General features: G+C 72.4%; 21 protein-coding genes. 13 read left to right on the top strand and 8 right to left on the bottom strand.

The genetic code is table 11. From position 1 onward, the window contains the following. Positions 1–33 precede the first annotated feature (33 nt). The gene (locus GA0070624_RS32310; protein WP_091347270.1) at positions 34–330 is read right to left on the bottom strand and encodes a DUF1540 domain-containing protein; all 297 of its coding nucleotides are present in this window, start codon (positions 328–330) and stop codon (positions 34–36) included. A 688-nt stretch (positions 331–1018) separates the two neighbouring features. On the opposite strand from GA0070624_RS32310, the gene GA0070624_RS32305 reads away from it, so the two are divergent. Then, entirely contained in the window at positions 1019–1603 is a 585-nt protein-coding gene (locus GA0070624_RS32305; protein ID WP_091347268.1) for a hypothetical protein, read from the top strand. An 84-nt stretch (positions 1604–1687) separates the two neighbouring features. Here the strand turns inward: GA0070624_RS32305 and GA0070624_RS32300 are convergent, their stop codons facing one another. After that, positions 1688–2305: a DUF4126 domain-containing protein gene (locus tag GA0070624_RS32300; protein WP_091350302.1), complete on the bottom strand. Its 618-nt coding sequence runs from the start codon at positions 2303–2305 to the stop codon at positions 1688–1690. 71 nt (positions 2306–2376) lie between these two features. Here GA0070624_RS32300 and nucS point away from each other — a divergent pair, with 71 nt between their 5' ends. Then, on the top strand, positions 2377–3036 hold the full coding sequence (gene nucS, locus GA0070624_RS32295) for an endonuclease NucS (protein WP_091347266.1): 660 nt from the start codon (positions 2377–2379) through the stop codon (positions 3034–3036). Between the two features lie 12 nt (positions 3037–3048). On the opposite strand, the gene GA0070624_RS32290 is transcribed toward nucS, so the two are convergent. Beyond that, on the bottom strand, positions 3049–4548 hold the full coding sequence (locus tag GA0070624_RS32290; RefSeq protein WP_091347264.1) for an aldehyde dehydrogenase family protein: 1500 nt from the start codon (positions 4546–4548) through the stop codon (positions 3049–3051). Between the two features lie 243 nt (positions 4549–4791). On the opposite strand from GA0070624_RS32290, the gene GA0070624_RS32285 reads away from it, so the two are divergent. From GA0070624_RS32285 to GA0070624_RS32265, 5 genes are all read left to right on the top strand, one after another. Continuing rightward, positions 4792–5214 carry an FHA domain-containing protein gene (locus tag GA0070624_RS32285; protein WP_245719090.1) on the top strand — a complete coding sequence of 141 codons (423 nt, stop codon included), beginning with the start codon at positions 4792–4794 and terminating at the stop codon, positions 5212–5214. A gap of 50 nt (positions 5215–5264) precedes the next feature. After that, positions 5265–6338, top strand: coding sequence for an alpha/beta hydrolase (locus GA0070624_RS32280; protein ID WP_176731951.1), 1074 nt, complete (start codon positions 5265–5267; stop codon positions 6336–6338). A 169-nt stretch (positions 6339–6507) separates the two neighbouring features. Beyond that, positions 6508–8298 carry a 3-hydroxyacyl-CoA dehydrogenase family protein gene (locus tag GA0070624_RS32275; protein ID WP_091347260.1) on the top strand — a complete coding sequence of 597 codons (1791 nt, stop codon included), beginning with the start codon at positions 6508–6510 and terminating at the stop codon, positions 8296–8298. 77 nt (positions 8299–8375) lie between these two features. Continuing rightward, positions 8376–8702: a hypothetical protein gene (locus GA0070624_RS32270; RefSeq protein ID WP_176731950.1), complete on the top strand. Its 327-nt coding sequence runs from the start codon at positions 8376–8378 to the stop codon at positions 8700–8702. Between the two features lie 66 nt (positions 8703–8768). Next, positions 8769–9578: an alpha/beta hydrolase gene (locus GA0070624_RS32265; protein ID WP_091347258.1), complete on the top strand. Its 810-nt coding sequence runs from the start codon at positions 8769–8771 to the stop codon at positions 9576–9578. Between the two features lie 12 nt (positions 9579–9590). Here the strand turns inward: GA0070624_RS32265 and GA0070624_RS32260 are convergent, their stop codons facing one another. From GA0070624_RS32260 to mce, 5 genes are all read right to left on the bottom strand, one after another. After that, complete coding sequence (locus GA0070624_RS32260; RefSeq protein WP_245719218.1) at positions 9591–10652, bottom strand: AI-2E family transporter; 1062 nt, start codon at positions 10650–10652, stop codon at positions 9591–9593. 340 nt (positions 10653–10992) lie between these two features. Beyond that, positions 10993–13134: a coiled-coil domain-containing protein gene (locus GA0070624_RS32255; RefSeq protein ID WP_091347256.1), complete on the bottom strand. Its 2142-nt coding sequence runs from the start codon at positions 13132–13134 to the stop codon at positions 10993–10995. A gap of 164 nt (positions 13135–13298) precedes the next feature. Then, positions 13299–14552 carry a DivIVA domain-containing protein gene (locus tag GA0070624_RS32250; protein ID WP_091347254.1) on the bottom strand — a complete coding sequence of 418 codons (1254 nt, stop codon included), beginning with the start codon at positions 14550–14552 and terminating at the stop codon, positions 13299–13301. A gap of 284 nt (positions 14553–14836) precedes the next feature. Beyond that, entirely contained in the window at positions 14837–16201 is a 1365-nt protein-coding gene (gene ccrA, locus GA0070624_RS32245; protein ID WP_091350293.1) for a crotonyl-CoA carboxylase/reductase, read from the bottom strand. Positions 16202–16474: 273 nt separating this feature from the next. After that, complete coding sequence (gene mce / locus GA0070624_RS32240; protein ID WP_091347252.1) at positions 16475–16948, bottom strand: methylmalonyl-CoA epimerase; 474 nt, start codon at positions 16946–16948, stop codon at positions 16475–16477. A gap of 63 nt (positions 16949–17011) precedes the next feature. Between mce and GA0070624_RS32235 the strand changes: the two genes are divergently transcribed. The 6 genes from GA0070624_RS32235 (at position 17012) to GA0070624_RS32210 (ending at position 23966) form a co-directional block, all read left to right on the top strand. Continuing rightward, positions 17012–18208 (top strand): acetyl-CoA C-acetyltransferase, encoded by a 1197-nt coding sequence (locus tag GA0070624_RS32235; RefSeq protein ID WP_091347249.1) that lies wholly within the window; start codon positions 17012–17014, stop codon positions 18206–18208. 55 nt (positions 18209–18263) lie between these two features. Beyond that, positions 18264–19268, top strand: coding sequence for a methylmalonyl Co-A mutase-associated GTPase MeaB (gene meaB, locus GA0070624_RS32230; protein WP_091347247.1), 1005 nt, complete (start codon positions 18264–18266; stop codon positions 19266–19268). Positions 19269–19353: 85 nt separating this feature from the next. Next, the gene (locus GA0070624_RS32225; protein ID WP_091347244.1) at positions 19354–19767 is read left to right on the top strand and encodes an Asp23/Gls24 family envelope stress response protein; all 414 of its coding nucleotides are present in this window, start codon (positions 19354–19356) and stop codon (positions 19765–19767) included. Positions 19768–19863: 96 nt separating this feature from the next. Beyond that, the gene (gene icmA / locus GA0070624_RS32220; RefSeq protein WP_091347242.1) at positions 19864–21552 is read left to right on the top strand and encodes a coenzyme B12-dependent isobutyryl-CoA mutase large subunit; all 1689 of its coding nucleotides are present in this window, start codon (positions 19864–19866) and stop codon (positions 21550–21552) included. 188 nt (positions 21553–21740) lie between these two features. After that, positions 21741–22646: a tetratricopeptide repeat protein gene (locus GA0070624_RS32215; RefSeq protein WP_091347240.1), complete on the top strand. Its 906-nt coding sequence runs from the start codon at positions 21741–21743 to the stop codon at positions 22644–22646. 66 nt (positions 22647–22712) lie between these two features. Further along, the gene (locus GA0070624_RS32210) at positions 22713–23966 is read left to right on the top strand and encodes an arginase family protein (protein WP_425413529.1); all 1254 of its coding nucleotides are present in this window, start codon (positions 22713–22715) and stop codon (positions 23964–23966) included. Positions 23967–24010: the final 44 nt, after the last annotated feature.

Raw genomic sequence — 24010 nt, 5'->3', positions numbered from 1 at the left:
AAGGGCCCGCCCGGCCTCCGGCGGGCCCTCCGGTCAGCGGCTCTGGTAGGTCATGCAGTCGGCCAGGTCGTTGTCCGGGCCGACGGTGATCGCCGGGGCGTGGCACTCCAGGTTGGAGTTGTGCTGGCAGTCGGACCGCTGGCAGGCGCCCACCTGCGCGATGAGCTGCTCGATCCCGCCGCGGACCGGCATCTGGACAAAGGTGTGGCAGTGGGCGTGGTCGGGGCTGCCGATCGTGATGGCGAAGGCGTGGCAGTCATTGGTGTGGTTGTAGGCGCAGGACACGACGGCGCATTCCTGAACCCGCGGCATCTCCATCGCAGCGGTCATCGGTGACCCTCCTTTGGCTCCTGGCCCGATTTTAGGCTTTTGACGGATTTGGTTTCCCGGGATCGCGGCGTCTCCCGGTGGTGCGCCGGCCTCGCGGGGTTTCTCCGCGGCCGCCTCGCCTGGTTTATCGGTGGCGGGCTACGTGATGCTCCCCGTCTGCGGGTGAACGCGACGTCCGGATGAATCGGCGTGCGGGCTCCGCTGCGGGGTTCGTGCGCCCAGTCCCGCCGAGAAGGCCCGCGCAGTCCGGGCGCGCGGTTTGCGCCCGGCGTCCGGTATGCGCCCGGTCGGCGCGGCTGCGGCGGTCAGGCCCGATGGCCTTCCGGTGTCCCGCGACGCGGCGGCATCGGGGTGGGCCAGGTGCCCGAAAGCCGCCGTTGCGGTGTCGCCTGTCCGGTCCCCGGGGTGTGACCGGCGGCATTGTGGGGTCGGAATCGTGGCCGGGGCGGGGTCGTTATACCTGGCGTACGACCGGAGAAGCGCCCCGCTCGGCGGGGCCGGATGGGCCCGGGCCGGAATGACGGTGGGCCGCCGGTCGTTACACATGGTCCCGGCGCCGCGAGGCACTCCCGCCCGGCGGCCGGGTCTTTCCCCCGAAGACTTTTTGAGCGCCCGTCCGTGGTGCGTGCGCATCTACCCGGCCCCCTATCGGGTGGGTGTGCCTGACCCCCGAATTGGAGCTTTGATCATGAACACGATGCTGCGTAAGAGCGTGCTCGGTATCGCTGGTCTGGCCTTCACCGGTGGCGTGTTCGCCGGCCCGGCCACCGCCCACGCCGCCGCCCCGGTGGACGCCAAGCCCGTCGCCGTCGTGCAGGCCGACAAGTCGGACACCGGCAAGCTGATCCCGCATGGTGTGCAGGGCACCCAGTCCCACATCAAGCTGAACAAGGAGCAGATCGGCAACGTCAAGGCGATCATCGCCGCGACGAAGAAGTCCGGCATGGACGAGCGGGCCGCCGTGGTCTCGATCGCGACCAGCCTGCAGGAGTCGAAGCTGGAGAACCTGGGTCACCTGGGGGACCGCAACGACCACGACTCGCTGGGCCTGTTCCAGCAGCGTCCGTCCTCGGGTTGGGGCACCCCGGAGCAGATCACCGACCCGCAGTACTCGACCATGGCGTTCCTCAAGGGCCTCAAGCAGGTCGACGGCTGGCACGACATGCCGCTGACCGAGGCCGCCCAGACGGTGCAGGTGTCGGCCTACCCGCACGCCTACGCCCAGTGGGAACAGCAGGCCGCCGACCTGGTCGCCCAGCACTGGAACAACTGACACAGAGCACCAAGCCGCTGGCCGGCACCCGAAACACGGGTGCCGGCCAGCGGCGTCTTCATCGCTCGGACAGGCCGTACCCGGTCAGACCCGGAAGCCGGCGGCGCGGGCGGCCTGGCGCTCGCGGCGGCGGTCCTTGCGGCGACGCAGGACCCAGAAGAGGAACGCGACCAGGCCGAGCAGGAACGCCAGCACCAGCACCGGCAGGATGATTGCCACCACGGACATTACGGCGCTGGTGGCGTCCTCGGCGGTGCTGGCCACCGGGGCGCCGAAGCCGGCGGTCGTCGCGTTGATGACCGGCCGGGCGGCGGACTTGAGCAGGTGTACGCCGAGCGCGATCAGCACGCCGATCACCACGGGCACCCACTGGTGCGAGGAGAAGAAGGCGTCGGGGTTGCTGACCGTGACGGTCTCGGAGCTGGAGCCGGCGCCGAAGGCCAGGCCGCCGGCGGTCGGCCGGACCACCGTCTGCACCACGTCGTTGACGTGGTCGACCACCGGGACCTTGTCGGCGACCACCTCGATGGCGAGCAGCACGGCGAGGATCAGGACCACCCAGCCGTTGCTGAGCCATTGCCAGCCGCTGGGCAGGTCGACCAGGTTGGTGTAGCGCGCCAGCAGACCCATGAGAAGCAGCGGGATGTAGGCGTTCAGGCCGGCCGAGGCGGCGAGACCGGAACCGGTGAGGACTTCGAGCACCATCTCAGCATCGCACCGGCACGCCAGTGGCGCTCGGTGGCGATGGCCGGGGGCTCCGCTACTCTCGGCGGGTGCGGTTGGTGATTGCGAAGTGCTCGGTGGACTACGTCGGACGGCTCTCGGCCCACCTGCCGCCGGCCACCCGGCTGCTGATGGTGAAGGCGGACGGCTCGGTGTCGATCCACGCGGACGACCGGGCGTACAAGCCGTTGAACTGGATGAGCCCGCCCTGTCGGCTGGAGGAGGCCCCGGGCGTCTGGCGGGTGGTCAACAAGGCCGGCGAGGAGCTGCGGATCACCCTGGAGGAGATCTTCCAGGACACCTCGTACGAGCTGGGCGTCGACCCGGGCCTGCGCAAGGACGGTGTCGAGGCGCACCTGCAGGAGCTGCTCGCCGCCAACCCGACCACCCTCGGCGAGGGATACACGCTCATCCGCCGCGAGTACATGACCGCGATCGGGCCGGTCGACCTGCTCTGCCGGGACGCCGAGCAGGGGACGGTCGCGGTGGAGGTGAAGCGGCGGGGCGAGATCGACGGGGTTGAGCAGCTCACCCGCTATCTCGAGCTGCTCAACCGGGACCCGTTGCTGGCTCCGGTCGCCGGCGTCTTCGCCGCGCAGGAGATCAAGCCGCAGGCCCGGGTGCTCGCCACGGATCGGGGCATCCGCTGCGTGGTGGTCGACTACGACAGGCTGCGCGGCATCGAGCGGGACGAGCTGACCCTCTTCTGAGCCGCCACCCGCTCAGCGGCGGCCGTACATCAGCTTGGCGGCCTTGACCAGGCGGGCGACGTCCGCGGGCGTCCGCTCGAAGGTCATCGACGGCAGCAGCGAGCGGGCTCGACGGCGGGTGATCGCCTTGGCCCGGCCGAACTCCCGCAGCCCGTCCTCGCCGTGGATCCGCCCGAAGCCCGAGTCGCCGACGCCGCCGAACGGCAGCGTGGACATCCCGGCGAAGGTCAGGGTGGAGTTCACCGAGGCCATCCCGGAGCGGAGCCGCCGCGCGATCGCCACCGCCCGCTTGCGGCCGAAGACCGAGCCGCCCAGGCCGTACGGCAGCGCGTTGGCCCGCTCCACCGCCTCGTCGACGTCCCGGACCCGGTTGACCGTCAGCGTCGGGCCGAAGGTCTCCTCCCGTACGGCGGCCGAGTCCTCGGGGACGTCCACCAGCACGGTCGGGTGCACGTACGGCGGCCGCACCGCGTCCGGGCCGCCGAGCACCGCGCGGCCGCCCCGCTCGACGGCATCGTCGATGTGCCGGCGGATCACGTCGAGCTGGGCCGGCATGGTGATCGGGCCGATGTCGGCGCCGTCCGGGCCCACGGTCAGCCGGCCGGCCCGGGCGACCACCTTGTCGACGAAGGCGTCGAAGACCTGGTCGACCGCGTAGACCCGCTCGATGCCGATGCAGGTCTGGCCCGCGTTGGTCAGCGCGCCCCAGACGCAGGCCTCGGCGGCGGCGTCCAGGTCGGCGTCCGCATCCACGATCATCGCGTCCTTGCCGCCCGCCTCCAGCAGCACCGGGGTGAGCGACTCGGCGCAGGCGGCCATCACCTTCTTCGCGGTGGCGGTGGAGCCGGTGAAGGCGAGCTTGCCCACCCCGGAACGGCACAGCGCCGCGCCCACATCGCCCAGGCCGTGCACGGCACTGAGGACCGGCTGCTCCGGCACCACCTCGGCGAACCGGTCGACCAGCCACTGCCCGACGGCCGGGGTGTACTCGCTCGGCTTGAACACCACGGCGTTGCCGGCCGCGAGGGCGTACGCGATGGAGCCGATCGGGGTGAAGACCGGGTAGTTCCACGGGCCGATCACACCGATCACGCCGTACGGCTGGTATTCCAGGTGGCCGGTGAACTCGGCGAGGATCAGCCGGGAGCGGACCCGCCGGGGCCCCAGCACCCGTCGGGCATTGCGGGCCGCCCAGTCGACGTGCTCGATCGCGGTGAGGATCTCGACGACGGCGTCGCCGACCGGCTTCCCGCCCTCGGTGTGCACCAGCTCGGCCAGCTCCTCGATCCGGCGGGCGAGCAGGCCGCGCCAGCGCAACAGCCGCTCCCGGCGACCGGTGAAGCCGAGCCCCGCCCACCACTCGCCGGCGGCGCGGGCCCGGGCGACCGCACGGTCGACGTCCGCGGCGGCCGCCACCGGAAACCGTCCCGCCTCGGCGCCCGTCGCGGGGCTCGTCGACACCAGTCGACCGTCCTCGATGACCGGGGCCCCCGGGACATGCACAGCCGTCATGGCGGAAGTCTAGACCCGAGGATTACTCGCCGGTAGTCGACGGACCTGACGGCGTTGAATCGGCACGCCCCCGAATCGGCGAACAGGAGTTGACCAGCCGGGGTCGTGGAGTTGACCACCCGGTGGTGGGCGCGGTTGCGGTGGCATGGCAGGCTGACGCCTCGGGGCGACGGTGGGTGGAGGCGACTGTCGATGGAGGATCATCCGGAACTGATGCCGCTTTTGACGGTGGCCGGTGGACCGATGCGGGGGTTCAGATTCCGGGTCGGTCGCGAGCCGCTGGTGATCGGCAGGGCGCCGACCGCTGACGTCGTGGTCGAGGATCCGCATCTGAGCCGCCGGCACGCCGCGGTACGGCGCACCGACGAGGGGGTGTCGTTGGTGGACCTCGGCTCGACCAACGGTACCTGGCTGAACGACCGCCGGATCACCGGTGCGGAGCAGCTCGCCGACGGTGACGTCATCCGCATCGGCCGCACCGAACTGCGGTTCTTCGATCCCGGCCTGGCCCAGACCGATCTCCTCGGGCTGCGCTTCGCCGCGCCGCGCCAGGACCACCACCGGCCCACCCTGCCGCTGCCCATCGGCACCCCGCAGCGGCAGCCGGTGGAGAATTGGGACGACGAGGTGGGGGATCCGCCCGTAGCCGCACACACCGCCGGCTGACCAGTCATGGCGGGCCGGCACATGGACGCCGGCCACCGCCGGGTGGCAGCATGCGGCGGGTGGAGAGCGTGCAGCACACCGTGTCGGCGAACGGCATCAACCAGGCGGTCCGGGTGGCCGGGCCGCCGGACGGCGCACCGGTGCTGCTGATCCACGGCAACGTCTCATCGTCCGCCTTCTGGGAGCCGTTGATCCGCCGACTGCCGGCGACGCTCCGGGTGGTCGCGCCGGACCTGCGCGGGTACGGCGACACGGAGACCGCCCCGGTGGACGGGACCCGCGGGCTGGCCGACTTCGCCGACGACGTGGCCGCCCTGCTCGACGCCCCGGGGCTCTTCGCCCCCGGCGCGCGACCGGTGGTGGTCGGGCACTCGCTCGGCGGCGGCGTGGTGATGCGGCTGCTGGTCGAGCACCCCGACCGGGTGGCGGCCGCGCTGTTGGAGGCGCCGGTCTCCCCGTACGGCTTCGGCGGCACCCGGGACCTCGACGGCACCCCGACCACACCGGACTTCGCCGGCACCGGGGGCGGCACGGCGAATCCCGACTTCGTGGCCCGGCTCGCCGCCGCCGACCGGGGCGCGGAGGCTCAGACCAGCCCCCGCAACGTGCTGCGGGCGACCTACGTGGCCGATCCCGCGTCGCTCGGCGCGGACGAGGACCTGCTCGTGGAGAGCCTGCTCTCCACCGTCACCGGGGACGACAACTACCCGGGCACCGCGGTCGCCTCGCCGCACTGGCCGGGGACCGCGCCGGGGGAGCGCGGCGTGCTCAACGCGCTCGCGCCGGCCTACTTCCGGATCGCCGACGAGCTGGTCGCCGTCGCGGTCAAGCCGCCGATCACCTGGGTACGCGGCGACGCCGACGTGATCGTCTCGGACACCTCCCTGTTCGACCTGGCGTACCTCGGGTCGCTCGGGGCGGTGCCGGGGTGGCCGGGTGCGGCGGAGTGCCCGCCGCAGCCGATGATCGGGCAGACCCGGACGGTGCTGGCGCGGTACGCGGCGGCCGGCGGGACGTACCGGGAGGTGGTACTGCCCGGCTGCGGGCACAGCCCGCACCTGGAGCGGCCGGCGCAGTTCCTCGCCGAGCTGCTTGCCCTGGTGGGTGCCCCGGCCGAGGTCTGACCGGTCCGGTCGGGCGGCCGGTCGAGGGTCGTGAAATATCCCACGGCGTCTCGACAACCGAACGTCACGTGGCAGACTCGCGCGCATAACCTTAGGGGCCGTTCAATCGCGCCGGCGGACCGTCCGCCGGGGCGGGCAGCGGCCGTGCGGAGCATTGGGGAGGCCGGTCGTGGCGCGCGAGTTCACCAGCGTGGGCGTAGTGGGTCTGGGCACCATGGGTGCCGGCATCGTCGAGGTCTTCGCGCGGAACGGCATCGACGTGGTGGCCGTGGAGATCTCGGAGGCCGCCCTGGAGCGCGGCCGGGCCACCCTCACCGGCTCGACGGACCGGGCGGTCGCCAGGGGCAAGCTCGCCGAGGCCGACCGGGACGCGCTGCTGTCCCGGGTGCACTTCGCGGTCGGGCTGGACGCGTTGCACTCGGTGGACCTGGTGGTGGAGGCCGTCCCCGAGCACCTCGACCTCAAGCAGCGGATCTTCGCCGAGCTGGACCGGGTCTGCAAGCCCGAGGCGATCCTGGCCACCAACACCTCGTCGCTGAGCGTCACCGAGATCTCGGTCGCCACCACCCGGCCCAACCAGGTCATCGGCATCCACTTCTTCAACCCGGCTCCGATCATGAAGCTGGTCGAGGTGGTCCGCACGGTCGTCACCTCCGCCGATGTCGTCGCCGACGTGGAGGCGCTCTGCAAGCGGCTCGGCAAGGTCGACGTCACCATCAACGACCGGGCCGGCTTCATCGCCAACGCCCTGCTCTTCGGCTATCTCAACCACGCCGTCGGCATGTTCGAGGCGCACTACGCCACCCGCGAGGACATCGACGCCGCGATGAAGCTCGGCTGCGGCCTGCCGATGGGGCCCCTCGCCCTGATGGACCTGATCGGTCTGGACACCGCGTACGAGATCCTGGACACCATGTACCGGCGCGGCGGCCGGGACCGCCGGCACGCCCCGGTGCCGCTGATCAAGCAGATGGTCACCGCCGGGCTGCTCGGCCGGAAGTCCGGCCGGGGCTTCTACACGTACGAGCGGCCGGGCTCCCCGGTGGTCGTACCGGACGAGCAGACGCCGGTGGCGACGGAGCTGACGCTGGCCGACGGCGCGCGCGCCATCTCGAAGGTCGGCGTGGTCGGCTCCGGGACGATGGCCACCGGCATCATCGAGATCTTCGCCAAGGCCGGCTACGAGGTCGTCTCGGTCACCCGGGGCGCGGAGAAGTCCGCGAAGGTCTGCGAGGCGGTCAAGACCTCGCTCAACAAGGGCGTGGTGCGGGGCAAGCTCAGCGAGGCCGACCGGGACGCCGCGCTGGGCCGGATCAGCTGGTCCGCCACCCTGGACCACCTCGCCGACGTCGACCTGGTGGTCGAGGCCGTGGTCGAGGAGCTGAGCGTCAAGAAGGCGCTCTTCGCCAGCCTCGACGAGATCTGCAAGCCGGACGTCGTGCTCGCCACCACCACCTCGTCGCTGCCGGTGATCGACGTGGCGATGGCCACCCAGCGCCCGGCCGACGTGGTTGGGCTGCACTTTTTCAACCCGGCGCCGATCATGCCGCTGGTCGAGATCGTGCAGACCATCCGCACCTCGGCGGAGGCCACCGCCACCGCCCGCGCGGTCTGCGCGGCGCTCGGCAAGACCGGTGTGGTCTGCGGCGACCGGTCCGGCTTCATCGTCAACGCGCTGCTGTTCCCGTACCTGAACGACGCGGTGAAGATGCTCGAGGCGAGCTACTCGACCGCCGACGACATCGATTACGCGATGAAGCTCGGCTGCGGCTACCCGATGGGCCCGTTCGACCTGCTCGACGTGGTCGGGCTGGACGTGTCGCTGGCTATCCAGCGGGAGCTCTACCTGGAGCTGCGCGAGCCCGGCTTCGCCCCGGCGCCGCTGCTGGAGCACCTGGTCACCGCCGGGTACCTGGGTCGCAAGACCGGCCGGGGCTTCCGGGACCACACCAACCGCTGACCCGGGTCAACACCCGACGCCGGCCAGGCGGTGCCGGGCCGGGCTGGTCCCGCCGCTGGCCCGTACGCTTGGTGACCGTGAGCCCCCGTCGCAACCGCCCCCGCAGAGACGAGACCGCCCGCCTGGACTCCGAGCGCGTCCGGCAGGGCGTCCCGTCGGTGCAGCAGTGGCGCGACGGCGACTGGCAGGTACGCGGGATCAGCGGTGGGGCGTCCGTCAAGACGTACCGCTGCCCGGGCTGCGACCAGGAGATCCGCCCCGGGGTGCCGCACGTGGTCGCCTGGCCCGCGGACGACCGGGGCGACCTCACCGACCGGCGGCACTGGCACAGCGGCTGCTGGCGCGCCCGGGACCGGCGCGGCCCGGTGATCCAGCGCGGCCGCAGCGCCCCCCGCCACGGCTGAGCGATCTGGATCACGCTGTTTGCGCCCGGACAAGCGGCAGGCGGCACTTCGCGCCAGACTTGAGCGGTGAGCACACCGATCCGCGCGTCGTCGATCCTGCCCGCTCGCCGGGAGGACATCGAGCTGCACACCGCCGACGGTCTGCGCCTGGTCGGCGAGCTGGCCCGGCCGCTGGACCGGGAGCCGGCGGGCACCCTGATCTGCCTGCACCCGCTGCCCACCCACGGCGGGATGATGGACAGCCACGTGTTCCGCAAGGCGGCCTGGCGGCTGCCCGCGCTGGCCGACCTGGCCGTGCTCCGGTTCAACACCCGGGGCGCCAGCAGCGTCCGCGGCACCAGCGAGGGCACGTTCGACGCCGCGGTCGGCGAGCGCTTCGACGTGGCCGCCGCCATCGAGTACGCGGAGTTCGCCGAGCTGCCGAACATCTGGCTGGTCGGCTGGTCGTTCGGCACGGACCTGGCGCTCAAGTACGGCTGCGACCCGGCGGTGGCCGGGGCGATCCTGCTCTCCCCGCCGCTGCGCTTCTCCACCCCCGACGACCTGACCCAGTGGGCCGAGAGCGGCAAGCCGGTCATCGCCCTCGTCCCGGAGTTCGACGACTACCTGCGCCCGGCGGAGGCCCGGGAACGGTTCGCGGCGGTGCCGCAGGCCGAGGTGGTCGGGGTCCCGGGAGCCAAGCACCTCTGGGTGGGCGACGCGGAGACCGTGCTCGACGAGATCGTTGGCCGGGTCAACCCGTCGGTGACCCTGCCCCTGCCGACCACCTGGGACGGCCCGATGGAGACCGGCGACGCCAGCGCGTACGCCGACCGGACCGTGGCCTCCTTCGCCGACACCCCGGTCCCGGGCCCGCGCCCGGGCCAGGCCGGCTGACCGGGCCGACGCTCAGCGGGACTCCTGCCGGGGGAGGACCACCTCGCGGAGGATCAGCTGGAGGGCGGCGACCGTCGGGATCGCGATCAACGCCCCGACGACGCCGATCAGCGACACCCCGAGCAGGGCGGCGAGCAGCGCGGCCACCTCGTTGACCTCGACCGACCGCCGCATGATCTTGGGATAGATCAGGTAGTTCTCCACCTGCTGGTAGACCAGGAAGAAGATCAGGCTGGCGATGCCGAGCGGCGGGTCGGTGGCGAAGCCGACCAGGGTCACGATCACCGCCCCCAGGGTGGCCCCGATCTGCGGGATCAGGTCGGTCACCGCGACCACCACGGCCAGCGCGAACGGGTACGGCAGCCCGACGACCAGGGCGAAGACGAAGGTGCTCGCCCCGGCCAGCACCGCGATCGTCAGCGCCCCCACCATGTACGCGCCGACCTTGGTCAGGATCTCGTCCCCGATCAGTTGCACCCGCTCCCGGCGCGACCGCGGCACCAGCGCGTAGCCGAGGGCCCGCAGCTTGTCGAAGTAGGCCAGGAAGTAGATCGTCAGCACCAGCACGGTGAGCGTCCGGAGGATCGTGCCGAAGATCAGCTGTGCGCCGCCCAGCACGCCACCGAGGGCCCGGCTGAGGTTCTCCGCGGTCACGGCCGAGCGGACCCGCTCGATGACGTCGTACCGTTCGACCAGGTCGTTGACGGTGGGATTGCGGCGCAGCGCCTCGACGTAGTTCGGCAGCTGTTCGACGAACTGCCCGGACTGGGTCACCACCGGCGGCACCAGCGCCAGCACGCCCGCGACGATCAGCAGCAGCACGGTCAGCGCGACCACGGCCACGGCCAGCCCGTGCGGCAGGCCCCAGCCGCGCAGCCGGACCACCGCCGGGTGGAGGCCGACGGCGAGGAAGAGCGCGATGACCACCAGCACGAGGATGCCGGCGGCGTTGCGCAGGCCCAGGAAGACGGCGTACGCCAGGAACACCCCGAGCGCCCCGGTGAAGCCGACCAGGAAGCTGCTGCGCCGCAGGGGCCGTCCGGGGATGCCGAACCGCCCGCTCGGCTCGCTCACCTCGAACTCGGTCGGCTCAGTTCGCTCGGCTCGCGCGGGTGTCCTTCCCGGGTCCGTCGTGGACGCTCCCGCCGCCTCGAAGCCGGTCGGATCCCCCACCCCGGATGCAGGCCCGGACGGGCGGGGGCCGGCCGGATCGTCCTCGGGGCGGAGCGCGGCCAGCGGGTCGTCGTCCTCCGGTCGGGCGCTGCCCGACGGCCCTTGCTGCGACACCGGACCTCCCCGCTGGCTGACGCGGCCAGAGAAGCATCGCCGGCCGGCTCCGAGCCCGGCCGGCGGCCGCTGCCGGCGCGGCCCCTGCCCGGAGGTTATCGCCCGGCGGGTGCCCGGGCCAGCCCGGTCAGTCGGATTCGACCTTGACGGCGCTCGGCTTGGCGCTGCGCTCGTCGGTGGTCGGCTTCGTGGGCCGCTTACCGCCCTCACCGGTGCTGGTGATCTTCGTTGGGGTGGCGCCCCGCCCGCCCTCGCCGGGCACCGCGGCCACGGTCGGCTCACCGTCCACCCCGGCGCTCGCGGCCTCGCCGTCCACCGTGGTCACCGGCTCCGCGACCGGACGGGCCTTCGCCTCACCGGCGTCGGCCGCGGGCGCGGAACCGGCCGGCTCCTTCGTACCGGCCAGTTTCTCCGCCCCGGACGGCTCCTTGCCGTTCGGGGATATCGGTGCCGTGCCCTTGGCGGACGCCGGCGCGGTGGCGGGCGTGGCGCCGCCGGAGTCCCTGCCTTTGCCGGCCGGGGTGTCGGCCAGCTTGCCCGGGTCCACCGGGGTCGCCGCGAGGCCGACCCGCCCCTCGACCCGCAGCCCCCCGCCGGCCGCCTGCATCTTGAGCTCACCCAACTGCCGCTGGAGCTCGTCGGACTCCTGCCGGGACTTCCAGGTCTCCTGCCGCAGGTCGGCCAGCTGCTGCTGGGCCTGCGCGATCTCCAGCATCACCTGGGCGAGTTGCTGCCGGCCGGCGGCCACCTCCTGCTGAGTGGCGGCGAGGTGCTGCTGCGTGGTGGCCAGGTGCTGCTGGGTGGTGGCCGCGTACTCCTCGAACTGGCGCCGGGAGGTGGCGACGTGCTCGTCGGCCTTGCGGCGCTTGTCGGCGGCCTCCGTCTCGGCCCAGCGGAGCATCTCGGCGGCCTCCGCCCCGGCCCGGCGGCGGACCTCGGCGGCGCCGTGCTCGACCTCGTCGCGCCGCGCCTTGTACGCCTGCTCCAGCTCAGTTTGACGGGTCTTGTGCGCCGTCTCCAGCTCGACCTGGCGAGTCTTGTGCTGCTTGTCCAGCGTGTCGCGGCGCTTGGCGTACTCCTGCTCGATGGCGGCGCGGCGCTTGGCCAGCTCCCGGGCGGCCGCCTCCCGCCGGGAGTTGACCTCCTTCTCCACCCCGGCGCGCCAGGCGCCCAGCTCCTGCTGGGTCTGCGCCCGGGCGTGCTGGACGTACGCCTCGGTCTCGCTCCGCATCCGCTGGACGTACGCCTCGACCTCGGCACGGTTGCGCTTGCCGGCGTCGGCTGCCTCGGTGGTCAGCCGGTTGGCCTCCTGCCGGGCCCGGTTACGGGTCGCCTTCGCGGCCTCCTCGGCGTCGTCGACGATCTGCTTGGCCTGCTGCAGCGCCTTGGCGTGGGTGGACCGGCTCGCCTCGGTGGCGGCCTCCGTGAGGCGCTTGGTCTCCTGCTGGGCGCGGGTGTGGATCTCCTTGGCCGCGTCGCGGAGCTGGGTTGCCTCCTGTCGTGCCTTCGCCAACGCCTCCCTGGCCGCCTCTCGCAGTCGGGTGGCTTCCTGCTGGGCGCGGGTGTGGATCTCCTTGGCGGTGTCCCGGAGCTGGGTGGCCTCCTGCTGCGCCCTGGCCAGCGCCTCCTGGGCGGTCTTGCGCAGCGTCGCGACCTCGTCCTTGGCGTCCTTACGGAGCTTGTCTGCCTCGTCCTTGGCGTCCTTACGGAGCTTGCCGACCTCCTCCTTGGCATCCCTGCGGAGCTTGCCGGCTTCCTCCTTGGCCGCCTTGAGCGCGGCGTCCGCCTCGGCCCGCCGGGCGACGATGTGCCGCTCCTCCTCGGCCCGCCGTGCGGCGAGGGCGATCTCGAAGTCCTTGATGGCCTGGGCGGACTGCTGGCGCGCCTCCTCGATGATGTGGTCGGCGGCCGCGCGTCGGGCCTCGATCTCCTCGTTGGCGGCGACCAGGATGTCCTCCGCCTGCTCCTCGGCGAGGGAGAGGATCTGCTCGACCCGGGGACCGAGGTGGCGGAACGAGGCCCGGTCCACCAGACCCACCTGCTTGCGCACCTGGGCCAGGTCGCGTTGCAGCACTTCGACCTGGCCGGCCAGCTTGTGGATCTGGGTGTACGCCTGCTCCCGCTCGCTCGTGAGCGTCGCGATCTCGTGCTCTGCACGAGCGACGTACCGGTCGACCTGTCGTTTCTCGTACCCCCGCAGAGCGGACTCGAAGCTGGGCTCCGTGGTCACGTCCCCACCGAGAGCAAACAGTTCCTCGCCGTGCGACATGCTCACATCCTCACACGCATCCGGCTCTCCTGGGGCGATACGGACGCCCCTGATGTGACCTAGTTCAGGTGTCGTAACGGGCGGAAAACGCAGGACGGCGCGGGGCGACACCGGTCACCCGGTGCCACCCCGCGCCGTGGATCATGCCCCGTTGCGGGTGGTGCTCAACTCGCCGGCTCGGCCGAGACCCGCTCGTCGGAACCGTCCGCCTTGGCCCCCGCGGGCTTGGCCGCCGCGGCCGGCACGCCCGGCACGATGCCGGCGAGACCGGAGAGCATCTGACCAAGCTGGGAGGTGACGGCGTCCTTCTGCCGGGTGAGGTCCTCGACCTCGCGGCGGGCCGCCTGGGTGGTCAGCTCCGCCTCCGTGCGGGCCTCGTTGAGCTGGCGCTGCGCCTCGGCCCTGGCCTCGCCCAGCGTCTTCTCGGCCAGCGCTCTGGCCTTCTCCACCGTCTCGTTGGCGGTGCGCTCGGACTCGATCCGGCGGGCCTCGGCCCGCTGCTCGATCTCCTTGGCCCGCTCCTGCGCGGCCCGGGCCCGCTGCTCGGCCTCGCTGACCAGCTTCTGGGTCTGCGCGACCTGGGCGGCGTGCCGCGCCGACTCCTCGCGCTCGGCCTTCTCCCGCCGCTCGGCGAGCTGGAGCTCGAGGGCCTGGAGGTCCTTCTCGCGCTTGTCCCGCGCGTCGGTGAGCAGCTTGGTCGCCTCGGCGCGCTTCTCCTCGGCCTCCCGCGCGGCCTTCGCCCGCTGCTGGGTGATCTCCCGCTCGGCGGTGGCCCGCAGGGTGGCGACCTCGCGCTCGACCGTGGACTTCAGCTCCGCCACCTCGTGCGCGGTGACCGTGCGCAGCTGCTTGGTCTCCCGCTCGGCGTCGGCGCGGAGCGTGTCCGCCTCGCGGCGGGCCTGCACCCGGACCTCGGCGGCCTCCCGCTCGGCGGCGGTGCGGACGGCGCCGGCCTCCCGCTCCGCGGTGGCCTTCATCGCGGCCGCCTCGGCGCGCGCCTTGTCGGTGATCTCGCGGGCCTCGAGGCGGGCGGCGGAGAGGATGCCCTCCGACTCGCGCTTGGCCTCGTTGCGGTGGTCGTTGGCCTGCTCCTCGGCCAGCCGCAGGATCTGCTCGACGCGGGTGCCGAGACCGGACAGGGTCGGCCGGCTGTTCTCCTCGAGCTGCTTGTTGATGTCGGTGAGCTTCTGCTCCAGGGCGCTCTGGCGCTGCTCGGCCTGGCGGAGCCGGCGCTGGGCGTCGTTCATCCGCTGCTCGGCCTCGGCGCGGGCCTGCTCGGACTGGGTCAGCGCGGCGGTCAGCCGGCCGATGAAGTCATCGACCTGACCGGTGTTGTATCCGCGCAGGCCAACGGTGAAATCGGGCTGCGAGTTCGCGTTATCGAAGAACGCAAGGGGGGAGGACTGCTGCTGGGGCATTGGGACATACTCGCAGACGCCCCAGGGTGCTTCGCAAGAGTGGTCGGCAGCTTTCGTGTCCTCTTTACATGGTCAACTTCAGCGCGCCGATGCGACCGGACCAAACGGCGATCTTGGCAGGTCCCGGGCGGGTCGGGCGGCACCCGAGGTGAGCGGAAAAGGGGCCGCGGGACGATGCCCGCGGCTCCTTTGTCGGCCACCCCGGTATCACTCGAATGATGGTCCGGTGTGGAAAAGGCAATCGCCGGTCGACGCAATGGTCATGCCGGCATCGCCCGGACGGCTCACTGGCCGCGGAACCGGTTGATCGCCGTTTCGTGCCGGGCCCGCAGCTCGCGGTTGCGGACGCCGAGACCCTCGCTCGGTGCGAGGCAGCGGACCCCGACCTTGCCCTGGTGCGCGTTGCGGTGCACCTCGTACGCGGCCTGGCCGGTCTGCTCCAGCGGATAGGTCTTCGACACGGTCGGATGGACCTGGCCGAGCGCCACGAGACGGTTGGCCTGCCAGGCCTCGTGGTAGTTGGCGAAGTGGCTGCCGACGATCCGCTTGAGGTGCATCCAGAGGTAGCGGTTGTCGTACTGGTGCTGGTAGCCGCTGGTGGAGGCGCAGGTGACGATCGTGCCGCCGCGCTTGGCCACGTAGACGCTGGCGCCGAAGGTCTCCCGGCCCGGGTGCTCGAAGACGATGTCCGGGTCCTCGCCGCCGGTGAGCTCGCGGATCCGCTCGCCGAAGCGCCGCCATTCGTCCGGGTCCTGGGTCTCCTCGTCACGCCAGAACTGGTACCCCTCGCCGGTGGCCTTCGACCGGTCGATGACCAGCTCGGCCCCCATCTTGCGGCAGAGCTCGGCCTTCTCGGGCGAGGAGACCACGCAGACCGGGATCGCGCCGCCGTTTAGCGCCATCTGGGTGGCGTAGCCGCCCAGGCCGCCGGAGGCGCCCCAGATCAGCACCACGTCGCCCTGCCTCATGTTGGCCCCGTGGTGCGACACCAGCTGCCGGTACGCGGTGGAGTTGACCAGGCCCGGGCTGGCCGCCTCCTCCCAGCTCAGGTGGCGCGGCTTGGGCATCAGCTGGTTGGCCTTGACCACGGCCAGCTCGGCCAGGCCCCCGAAGTTGGTCTCGAAGCCCCAGATCCGCTGCTGCGGGTCGAGCATGGTGTCGTCGTGGCCGGCGGCGTCCTCCAGCTCCACCGACAGGCAGTGCGCGACCACCTCGTCGCCGGCCTTCCACCGGGTCACGCCGGGGCCGGTCCGCAGGACCACCCCGGCCGCGTCCGACCCCACCACGTGGTACGGCAGGTCATGCCGACGGGTCAGCTCGGAGAGCCGGCCGTAGCGCTGGAGGAACTTGAAGGTCGGCAGCGGCTCGAAGATGCTGGTCCAGACCGTGTTGTAGTTGATCGCGCTGGCCATCACGGCGACCAGCGCCTCGCCCGGACCGAGCTCCGGGGTGGGCACCTCCTGCAGGTGCAGGGCCTTGCGGGGGTCCTTGTCCCGGGTGGCCATCCCGTCGAACATCCGGGTCTCGTCGGCGCGGACCACCACGCCCCGGTAGCTCTCCGGTACCGGCAGGCCGGCGAGGCCGGCGAGTTCCCGCTCCGGCTGCGCGGAGCCCTCCGCCGCCATGATCGCTTCGAGGATGTCCTGCACGGTGACCTCCCGTTCGTCCGCACCCGCGCACGGGGCCTGGGTGCTGCCATCGTCGGCGCCGGTGCGACCGACCGCCATGTCGGTAATCGCCACATCCGGCACCGGTCGCGCTCCTGTGAGGCCGGACGTTACTGAACGGTAGCTAGGGTCGGAAGTCCTGTGTGAAAAACCGCATCGGCCGATGCGTGGAGGTGTCCGGGGAGGCGGCGTACCGCGCAGCGGCACGCTCGTTCGGGCGTCGGCGGGGCCCCGCCCGGGGGCCCCGCCACCGGCTCAGTGCCCCGCGGCGGGCTCGACCAGCTCGACCAGGACGCCGCCGGCGTCCTTCGGGTGGACGAAGTTGATCCGGGAGTCGGCGGTGCCCCGCTTCGGGGCCTCGTAGAGCAGCCGGACGCCCCGCTCGCGCAGCGCCGCGCAGGCCGCGTCGATGTCCGTCACCGTGTACGCGACCTGCTGCAGGCCCGGGCCGCTACGGTCCAGGAACTTGGCGATCGTCGAGTCGGGCGACAGCGGGGCGAGCAGCTGGACGCAGCCGCCCTCGGTGGTCGGGCCGACGGACAGCATCGCCTCGCGTACGCCCTGCTCGGCGTTGGTCTCGATGTGCACGCAGCGCATCCCGAACGTGCGCTGGTAGAAGTCGATCGCGGCGTCCAGGTCGGCCACGGCGATCCCGACGTGGTCGATGCGGCGCAGCCCGATGTCTGTGACATAGTCCGCAGTGGGCTCGACGGGGGAGTTCTCTGCCATGGCGCTAGTCTGACCGAACAATCGTTAAGGCGTACAGGTCGGCACCCCCCCTCGGAGGCAGGCATGGCTTCGGTGATCGTCAGCGGCGCGCGGACCCCCATGGGTCGCCTGCTGGGCAACCTCAAGGACCTCCCGGCGACGAAGCTCGGCGGCGCGGCGATCAAGGCCGCCCTGGAGCGGGCGGGCGTCGCCCCCGAGCAGGTGCAGTACGTGATCATGGGCCAGGTGCTCCAGGCCGGGGCCGGGCAGATCCCGGCCCGTCAGGCGGCGGTCGAGGCCGGCATCCCGATGTCCGTGCCGGCGCTGACCATCAACAAGGTCTGCCTCTCCGGCCTGGACGCGATCGCCCTGGCCGACCAGCTCATCCGGGCCGGCGAGTTCGACATCGTGGTGGCCGGCGGCATGGAGTCGATGACCAACGCCCCGCACCTGCTGCTCGGGCAGCGCACCGGCTACAAGTACGGCGACGCCACGATCAAGGACCACATGGCGCTGGACGGGCTGACCGACCCCTGGGACTGCTGCTCGATGGGGGAGTCGACCGAGCGGCACGGTGTCAAGCACGGCATCACCCGCGAGGAGCAGGACGCCTTCGCCGCCGCCAGCCACCAGCGGGCCGCCGCGGCGCAGAAGAACGGCCACTTCGCCGACGAGATCACCCCGGTGATCATCCCGCAGCGCAAGGGCGACCCGCTGGTGATCAACGAGGACGAGGGCATCCGCCCGGACACCACCGTCGAGTCGCTGGCCAAGCTCCGCCCGGCGTTCACCAAGGATGGCACGATCACCGCCGGCAGCTCCTCGCCGATCTCCGACGGCGCCGCCGCGGTGGTCGTGATGAGCAAGGCCAAGGCCAAGGAGCTGGGACTGACCTGGCTGGCCGAGATCGGCGCGCACGGCAACGTCGCCGGGCCGGACAACTCCCTGCACTCGCAGCCGTCGAACGCCATCAACCACGCCCTCAAGAAGGCCGGCCTGAGCGTCTCCGACCTCGACCTGATCGAGATCAACGAGGCGTTCGCCGCGGTCGGCATCCAGTCCACCCGCGACCTGGGGATCAGCCCGGACAAGGTCAACGTCAACGGCGGCGCGATCGCGCTGGGCCACCCGATCGGCATGTCCGGCGCCCGGCTGGTGCTGGCCCTGGCGCTCGAGCTGAAGCGGCGGGGCGGCGGCACCGGCGCGGCCGCACTCTGCGGTGGCGGCGGCCAGGGCGACGCCCTGATCATCCACGTCCCCTCTGGCGGCGCCGAGCAGTGAGCGCGAGGAGTGAGTCGGGCTTGCGAGCCTCGCAGTCGCGAACGAAGGCGGCACAGTGAGCGACGCCGTCGACCACGCCCCGGCCGCGGCCACCAGCTCGGTGCGCCGCAGCAGGGACGTACCGATGCTGGTCGAGCGGGCCCGCGCGGGCGACCCCCGCGCGGTGGCCCGCCTGATCACCCTGGTCGAGTCCGGCGACGAGGTGCTGCCGCAGGTGGCGGCGGCGCTCGCGCCGTACGCCGGTCAGGCCCAGGTGGTGGGCCTGACCGGGTCCCCGGGCGTGGGCAAGTCGACCACCACCAACGAGCTGGTCCGGGCGCTGCGGGCGCGCGGGCACCGGGTCGGGGTGCTGGCCGTCGACCCGTCCAGCCCGTTCACCGGTGGGGCGATCCTGGGCGACCGGGTCCGGATGCAGGACCACGCGACCGACCCGGGCGTCTACATCCGCTCGATGTCCAGCCGGGGTCACCTCGGCGGCCTCTCCGCGGCGACGCCCCAGGCGGTGCGGGTGCTCGAGGGCGCCGGTTGCGACGTGGTGCTGGTGGAGACCGTGGGCGTCGGGCAGGCCGAGGTGGAGGTGGCCTCGCTGGCCGACACCACGCTGGTGCTGCTGGCCCCCGGCATGGGCGACGCGATCCAGGCGGTCAAGGCCGGCATTCTGGAGATCGCCGACATCTTCGTGGTCAACAAGGCCGACCGGGACGGTGCCGACGCCACCGTCCGCGACATCCAGGGCATGATCGCCCTGGGCGAGCGCGGGCCGGGGGAGTGGCGCCCCCAGGTGGTGCGGGCCATCGCCGCCCGCGGCGAGGGGATCGAGGACATCGCCGCCGCGATCGACAAGCACCGCGGCTGGCTGGAGCAGCACGGCGAGCTGCGCCGTCGCCGGGAGGCGCGGGCCGCCGCCGAGATCGAGGCGATCGCGCTCGGCGTCCTCCGCGCCCGGATCGGTTCGCTCCGCGACGGTACGGAGCTGCCGACACTCGCCGCCAAGGTGGCCGACGGTGCGATCGACCCGTACGCGGCCGCCGACGAGCTGCTGTCCCAGCTCGGCTCCTGACCCGTCCACTCCGGACCCCGGTCGACTAGTACGCTCGCACCGCCTCACGGACCCGTGGGGCGGTGCGACGTTTGGTGGGGAGAGCATGGGCGACGAGGCGACGCAGGAGCTGTCGGTGACGGCGGACGCGGTGGCGGGCGGCACGACGCACGTCTCCGACGAGGTGGTGGAGAAGATCGCGGTGGCCGCCGCCCGGTCCGTGCCCGGGGTGGCCGAGCTCGGTGGCGACGTGGCCCGGTTCTTCAACTCTGTGCTGGACAAGGTCGGGCTGGACCAGGTCGGCGACGCCCGGCGGGGCTGCTCGGCCCACGTCACCAACGGCGCGGCCGTGGTCAACCTGGTGCTGGTGATCGAGGGCGGCCGGCCGGTGCCCGAGGTGACCGACGCGGTCCGGGTCCGGGTGACCGAGGCGGTCGAGGCGTACGGGCTGCGGGTCGACGAGATCAACATCCGGGTCGACGACGTCGCCCTGGGGGGTCCGGCGGTGCCCTCGGCCTGAGCCAGGTTACCGGCCGGTACGAACATCCTTAGCGATCGTTCAGGCACCCGTTCTACACTCGGTCTTCAGTCGAGGACTCGAGGAGGAGCTCCGCGGATGAACGCCGACGAGATCGCCGCCGGACGGGCGCGCTGGCAGGCCCGCTACGACGCCGCGCGCAAGCGGGACGCGGACTTCACCACGCTCTCCGGCATGACCGTGGACCCGGTGTACGGCCCGCCGGAGGGCACCGCGTACCCGGGCTTCGAGCGGATCGGCTGGCCGGGCGAGTTCCCGTACACCCGGGGGCTCTACCCGACCGGCTACCGCGGGCGGACCTGGACCATCCGGCAGTTCGCCGGGTTCGGCAACGCCCAGCAGACCAACGAGCGCTACAAGATGATCCTGGGCGCCGGCGGCGGCGGGCTCTCCGTCGCGTTCGACATGCCCACGCTGATGGGTCGCGACTCCGACGACCCGCAGTCGCTCGGCGAGGTCGGCCACTGCGGTGTGGCCATCGACTCCGCGGCCGACATGGAGGTGCTCTTCGACGGCATCGACCTGGCCGGGGTGACCACCTCGATGACCATCTCCGGCCCGGCCGTCCCCGTCTTCTGCATGTACCTGATCGCTGCCGAGCGGCAGGGCGCCGACCTGTCCACCCTGGACGGGACCCTGCAGACGGACATCTTCAAGGAGTACATCGCCCAGAAGGAGTGGCTCTTCGACCCGGAGCCGCACCTGCGCCTGATCGGCGACCTGATGGAGTACTGCGCCCGGGAGATCCCGCGGTACAAGCCGCTCTCGGTCTCCGGCTACCACATCCGGGAGGCCGGCTCGACGGCCGCGCAGGAGCTGGCTTACACCCTGGCCGACGGGTTCGGCTACGTCGAACTGGGGCTGTCGCGCGGGCTGGACGTCAACGTCTTCGCCCCGGGCCTGAGCTTCTTCTTCGACTCCCACGTGGACTTCTTCGAGGAGATCGCCAAGTTCCGCGCCGCCCGCCGGATCTGGGCCCGCTGGCTGCGTGACGTCTACGGTGCCACCAGCGAGAAGGCGCTGTGGCTGAGGTTCCACACGCAGACCGCTGGCGTGTCGCTGACCGCCCAGCAGCCGGTCAACAACGTGGTGCGCACCGCCGTCGAGGCACTCGCCGCGGTGCTCGGCGGGACCAACTCGCTGCACACCAACGCCCTGGACGAGACCCTGGCCCTGCCCACCGACGAGTCCGCCGAGATCGCCCTGCGTACCCAGCAGGTGCTGATGGAGGAGACCGGGGTGACCAACGTGGCCGACCCGCTCGGCGGCTCCTGGTACGTCGAGGCGCTCACCGACAAGATCGAGGCCGAGGCGGAGGAGATCTTCGCCCGGATCAGGCAGCTTGGCGGCGACGGCCCGCACCAGATCGGCCCGATGACCTCAGGCATCCTGCGCGGCATCGAGGACGGCTGGTTCACCGGCCACATCGCCGAGGCGGCCTTCGCCTACCAGCAGGCGCTGGAGAAGCGCGAGAAGAAGATCGTCGGGGTCAACTGCCACACCGGCACGGTCGCCAAGGACCTGGAGATCCTGCGCATCTCGCACGAGGTGGAGCTGGAGCAGCGCCGGTTGCTCGCCGAGCGCAAGGCCGCCCGCGACGACGCGGCCGTGAAGGCCGCCATCGACCGGATGGTGGCGGCGAGCCGTACCGGCGAGAACATGATCCCCGCCATGCTGGACGCGGTCCGCGCCGAGGCCACCCTCGGCGAGATCTGCGATGCCCTCCGCACCGAATGGGGCACCTACCGCGAGCCCGCCCGCTTCTAACCCGCCGACCCCCCCGCGATCTTGCACTTTCGGTTGCCCCGAAGCACCACGAAAGGCGCAAAAGGTCAACCAGAAGTGCAAGATCGCGGGGGCGGGGGTGGGACGGGCGGGGAGTGGCGGTGGGAGTTGCGACTGTCGGGGTCGCGGTTGATCTGAGTTCAGCGGGACACGTGCGAGACTAGGTAACCATGAGCGACCCACGGATGACCTCGTCGATCTTCACCCGCGGCGCGGTTGACCTCAGTGCACTGCGCAGCACCGCACCCACCTCTCCCCCGGCCAAGGCCGGTCCCCCCGCCGGGGCGCCCGGCGGCGCGGTCGGCGGGGTCAGCGTCATCGACGTGACCGAGGCGACCTTCCAGTCCGAGGTCCTCGAACGCTCGCTGACCACCCCGGTGATCGTGGACTTCTGGGCCGAGTGGTGCGAGCCGTGCAAGCAGCTCTCCCCGGTGCTGGAGCGGCTGGCGGTGGAGGGTGGCGGCGCGTGGGTGCTCGCCAAGGTGGATGTGGACGCCAACCCGCGGATCGCCCAGATGTTCCGGGTGCAGGGCATCCCGATGGTCTACGCGATCGTGGGCGGGCAGCCGATCGACGCCTTCTCCGGGGTGGTGCCGGAGGCCCAGCTGCGCCAGTGGATCCAGGCCGTGCTGAAGGCCGGCGGCGTCACCGTGGCCGAGCCGGAGGACCCCCGCCTCGCCGAGGCCGACGACGCCCTGATGAGCGGCGACCTGGACGCGGCGGAGCGGGCCTACCGGAAGATTCTCGCGGAGTCCCCGGCGGATGCGGCGGCGGAGGCGGGTCTGGCCCAGGTCGGGCTGGCCCGCCGGGTGGCCGGGGCCGACCCGCAGGCGGCGGTCGCGGCCGCGGCGGCGAACCCCGACGACGTCGACGCCCAGCTGCTGGCCGCGGACATCGAGATGCTCAGCGGCATGGCCGAGCGGGCCTACAAGCGCCTGGTCGAGCTGGTTCGGCGCACCGCCGGTGACGACCGGGAGAAGGTACGCCAGCATCTCGTCGGCCTCTTCACCATCGCCGGCCCGGACGACCCCGCGGTCGCCTCGGCCCGCCGGGCCCTGGCCAGCGCCTTGTTCTAAGTCACTAGCACGCCAGCGCGGGCCGGCGTTCCGGCCGGCCCGCCCGAACACCGAGGACGGGAGCCCATGACGCGCCGAATCGCCGTCCTCGACGCGCCGACCAACCTGGGGCTGCGCCCGCCCACGTCCACCTCGGTTCCCGGCTGCGGCAAGGCGCCCGGCGCGCTCCGTGACCACGACCTGCTCGCCCGGCTGCGCGCCCGGGACGCCGGCTGCCTCACCCCGCCCCGGTACGACCCGGGCGACTGGCGCCCCGGCGACGGCGTCTGCCACGCCCGGGAGATCTCCGGCTACTCGGTGGCGCTGGCCGATCGGATCGGCGCGATCATCGACCGGGGCGAGTTCCCGCTGGTGCTCGGCGGGGACTGCTCGGTGCTGCTCGGCTCGGGGCTGGCCATGCACCGGCTCGGCGAGGCGGTCGGCGGCCGGATCGGGCTGGTCTTCGTCGACGGCCACTCCGACTTCCGACACCCCGGCAACGCCTCCTACGTGGGCGCGGCGGCGGGGGAGGACCTCGCTCTGGTCTCCGGCCGGGGGCAGGCCGACCTGGCCGCCATCGAGGGGCGGCGCCCCTACTTCCGCGACATCGACGTGGTGGTTCTCGGCATCCGCGCCCAGGACGAGTACCGCCTCGACCTCCAGGCTGCCGGGATCATCACCCGGCCGGTCCCGGCGTTGCGTGCCGAGGGCGCGGCCCGGAGCGCCCAGTGGGCGCACGAGCAGCTCGCGGACTGCGCCGGCTACTGGGTGCACATCGACGTGGACGTGCTCGACCCGGCGGTGATGCCGGCGGTGGATGCGCCGGACCCGGGCGGGATCGCCTTCGCCGAGCTGGAGATCCTGCTCGCCGGGCTGGTCGACACCCCGCACTGCCTCGGCGTCGAGCTGACCGTCTTCGACCCCGACTACGACCCGGACGGGCTGTACGCCGCCGAGATCGTCAACACCGTAGTGGCCGGGCTGGCCCCGGTCTCCGCGCCGGCCGCGGCGCCGCCCCGGCTGCTGCCGGCCGCGTCGGAGCCGCCGTCCCCGCGGCGGGGGAATGGGCGTCCGACCGAGCCGGGTCTCCTGGCCGCCCCGGCGCCGACCGTGACGCCGGCTCCCGCCATCGCGGTCGAACCGGCCGGTCCCGTCGGTCCCGGCCTGATCGGCTCGGGTCCGCTCGATTCGGGGCGGCAAGGAGTCGGCGGGCCGGAGGAGCCGATCGGGGGGTCCCGCTCGGCGGGCCCTCGCCTGCTGCGCACCCTTCCCTGGCCGGAGGAGGAGACGGCCGGCGGACCGGAGCCGGACGCCCCGCAGTCCAGCCCCGGGATCGCCTGATCCTGCACGGTCATGCGCGATCCTGCATCCAACGTCTCCCCAGC

It is taken from the genome of Micromonospora rhizosphaerae (assembly GCF_900091465.1).
Lineage (GTDB): Bacteria > Actinomycetota > Actinomycetes > Mycobacteriales > Micromonosporaceae > Micromonospora > Micromonospora rhizosphaerae.
Note: the sequence above shows the minus strand (reverse complement) of the source record. Positions and strands in the feature narration are given on the sequence as shown.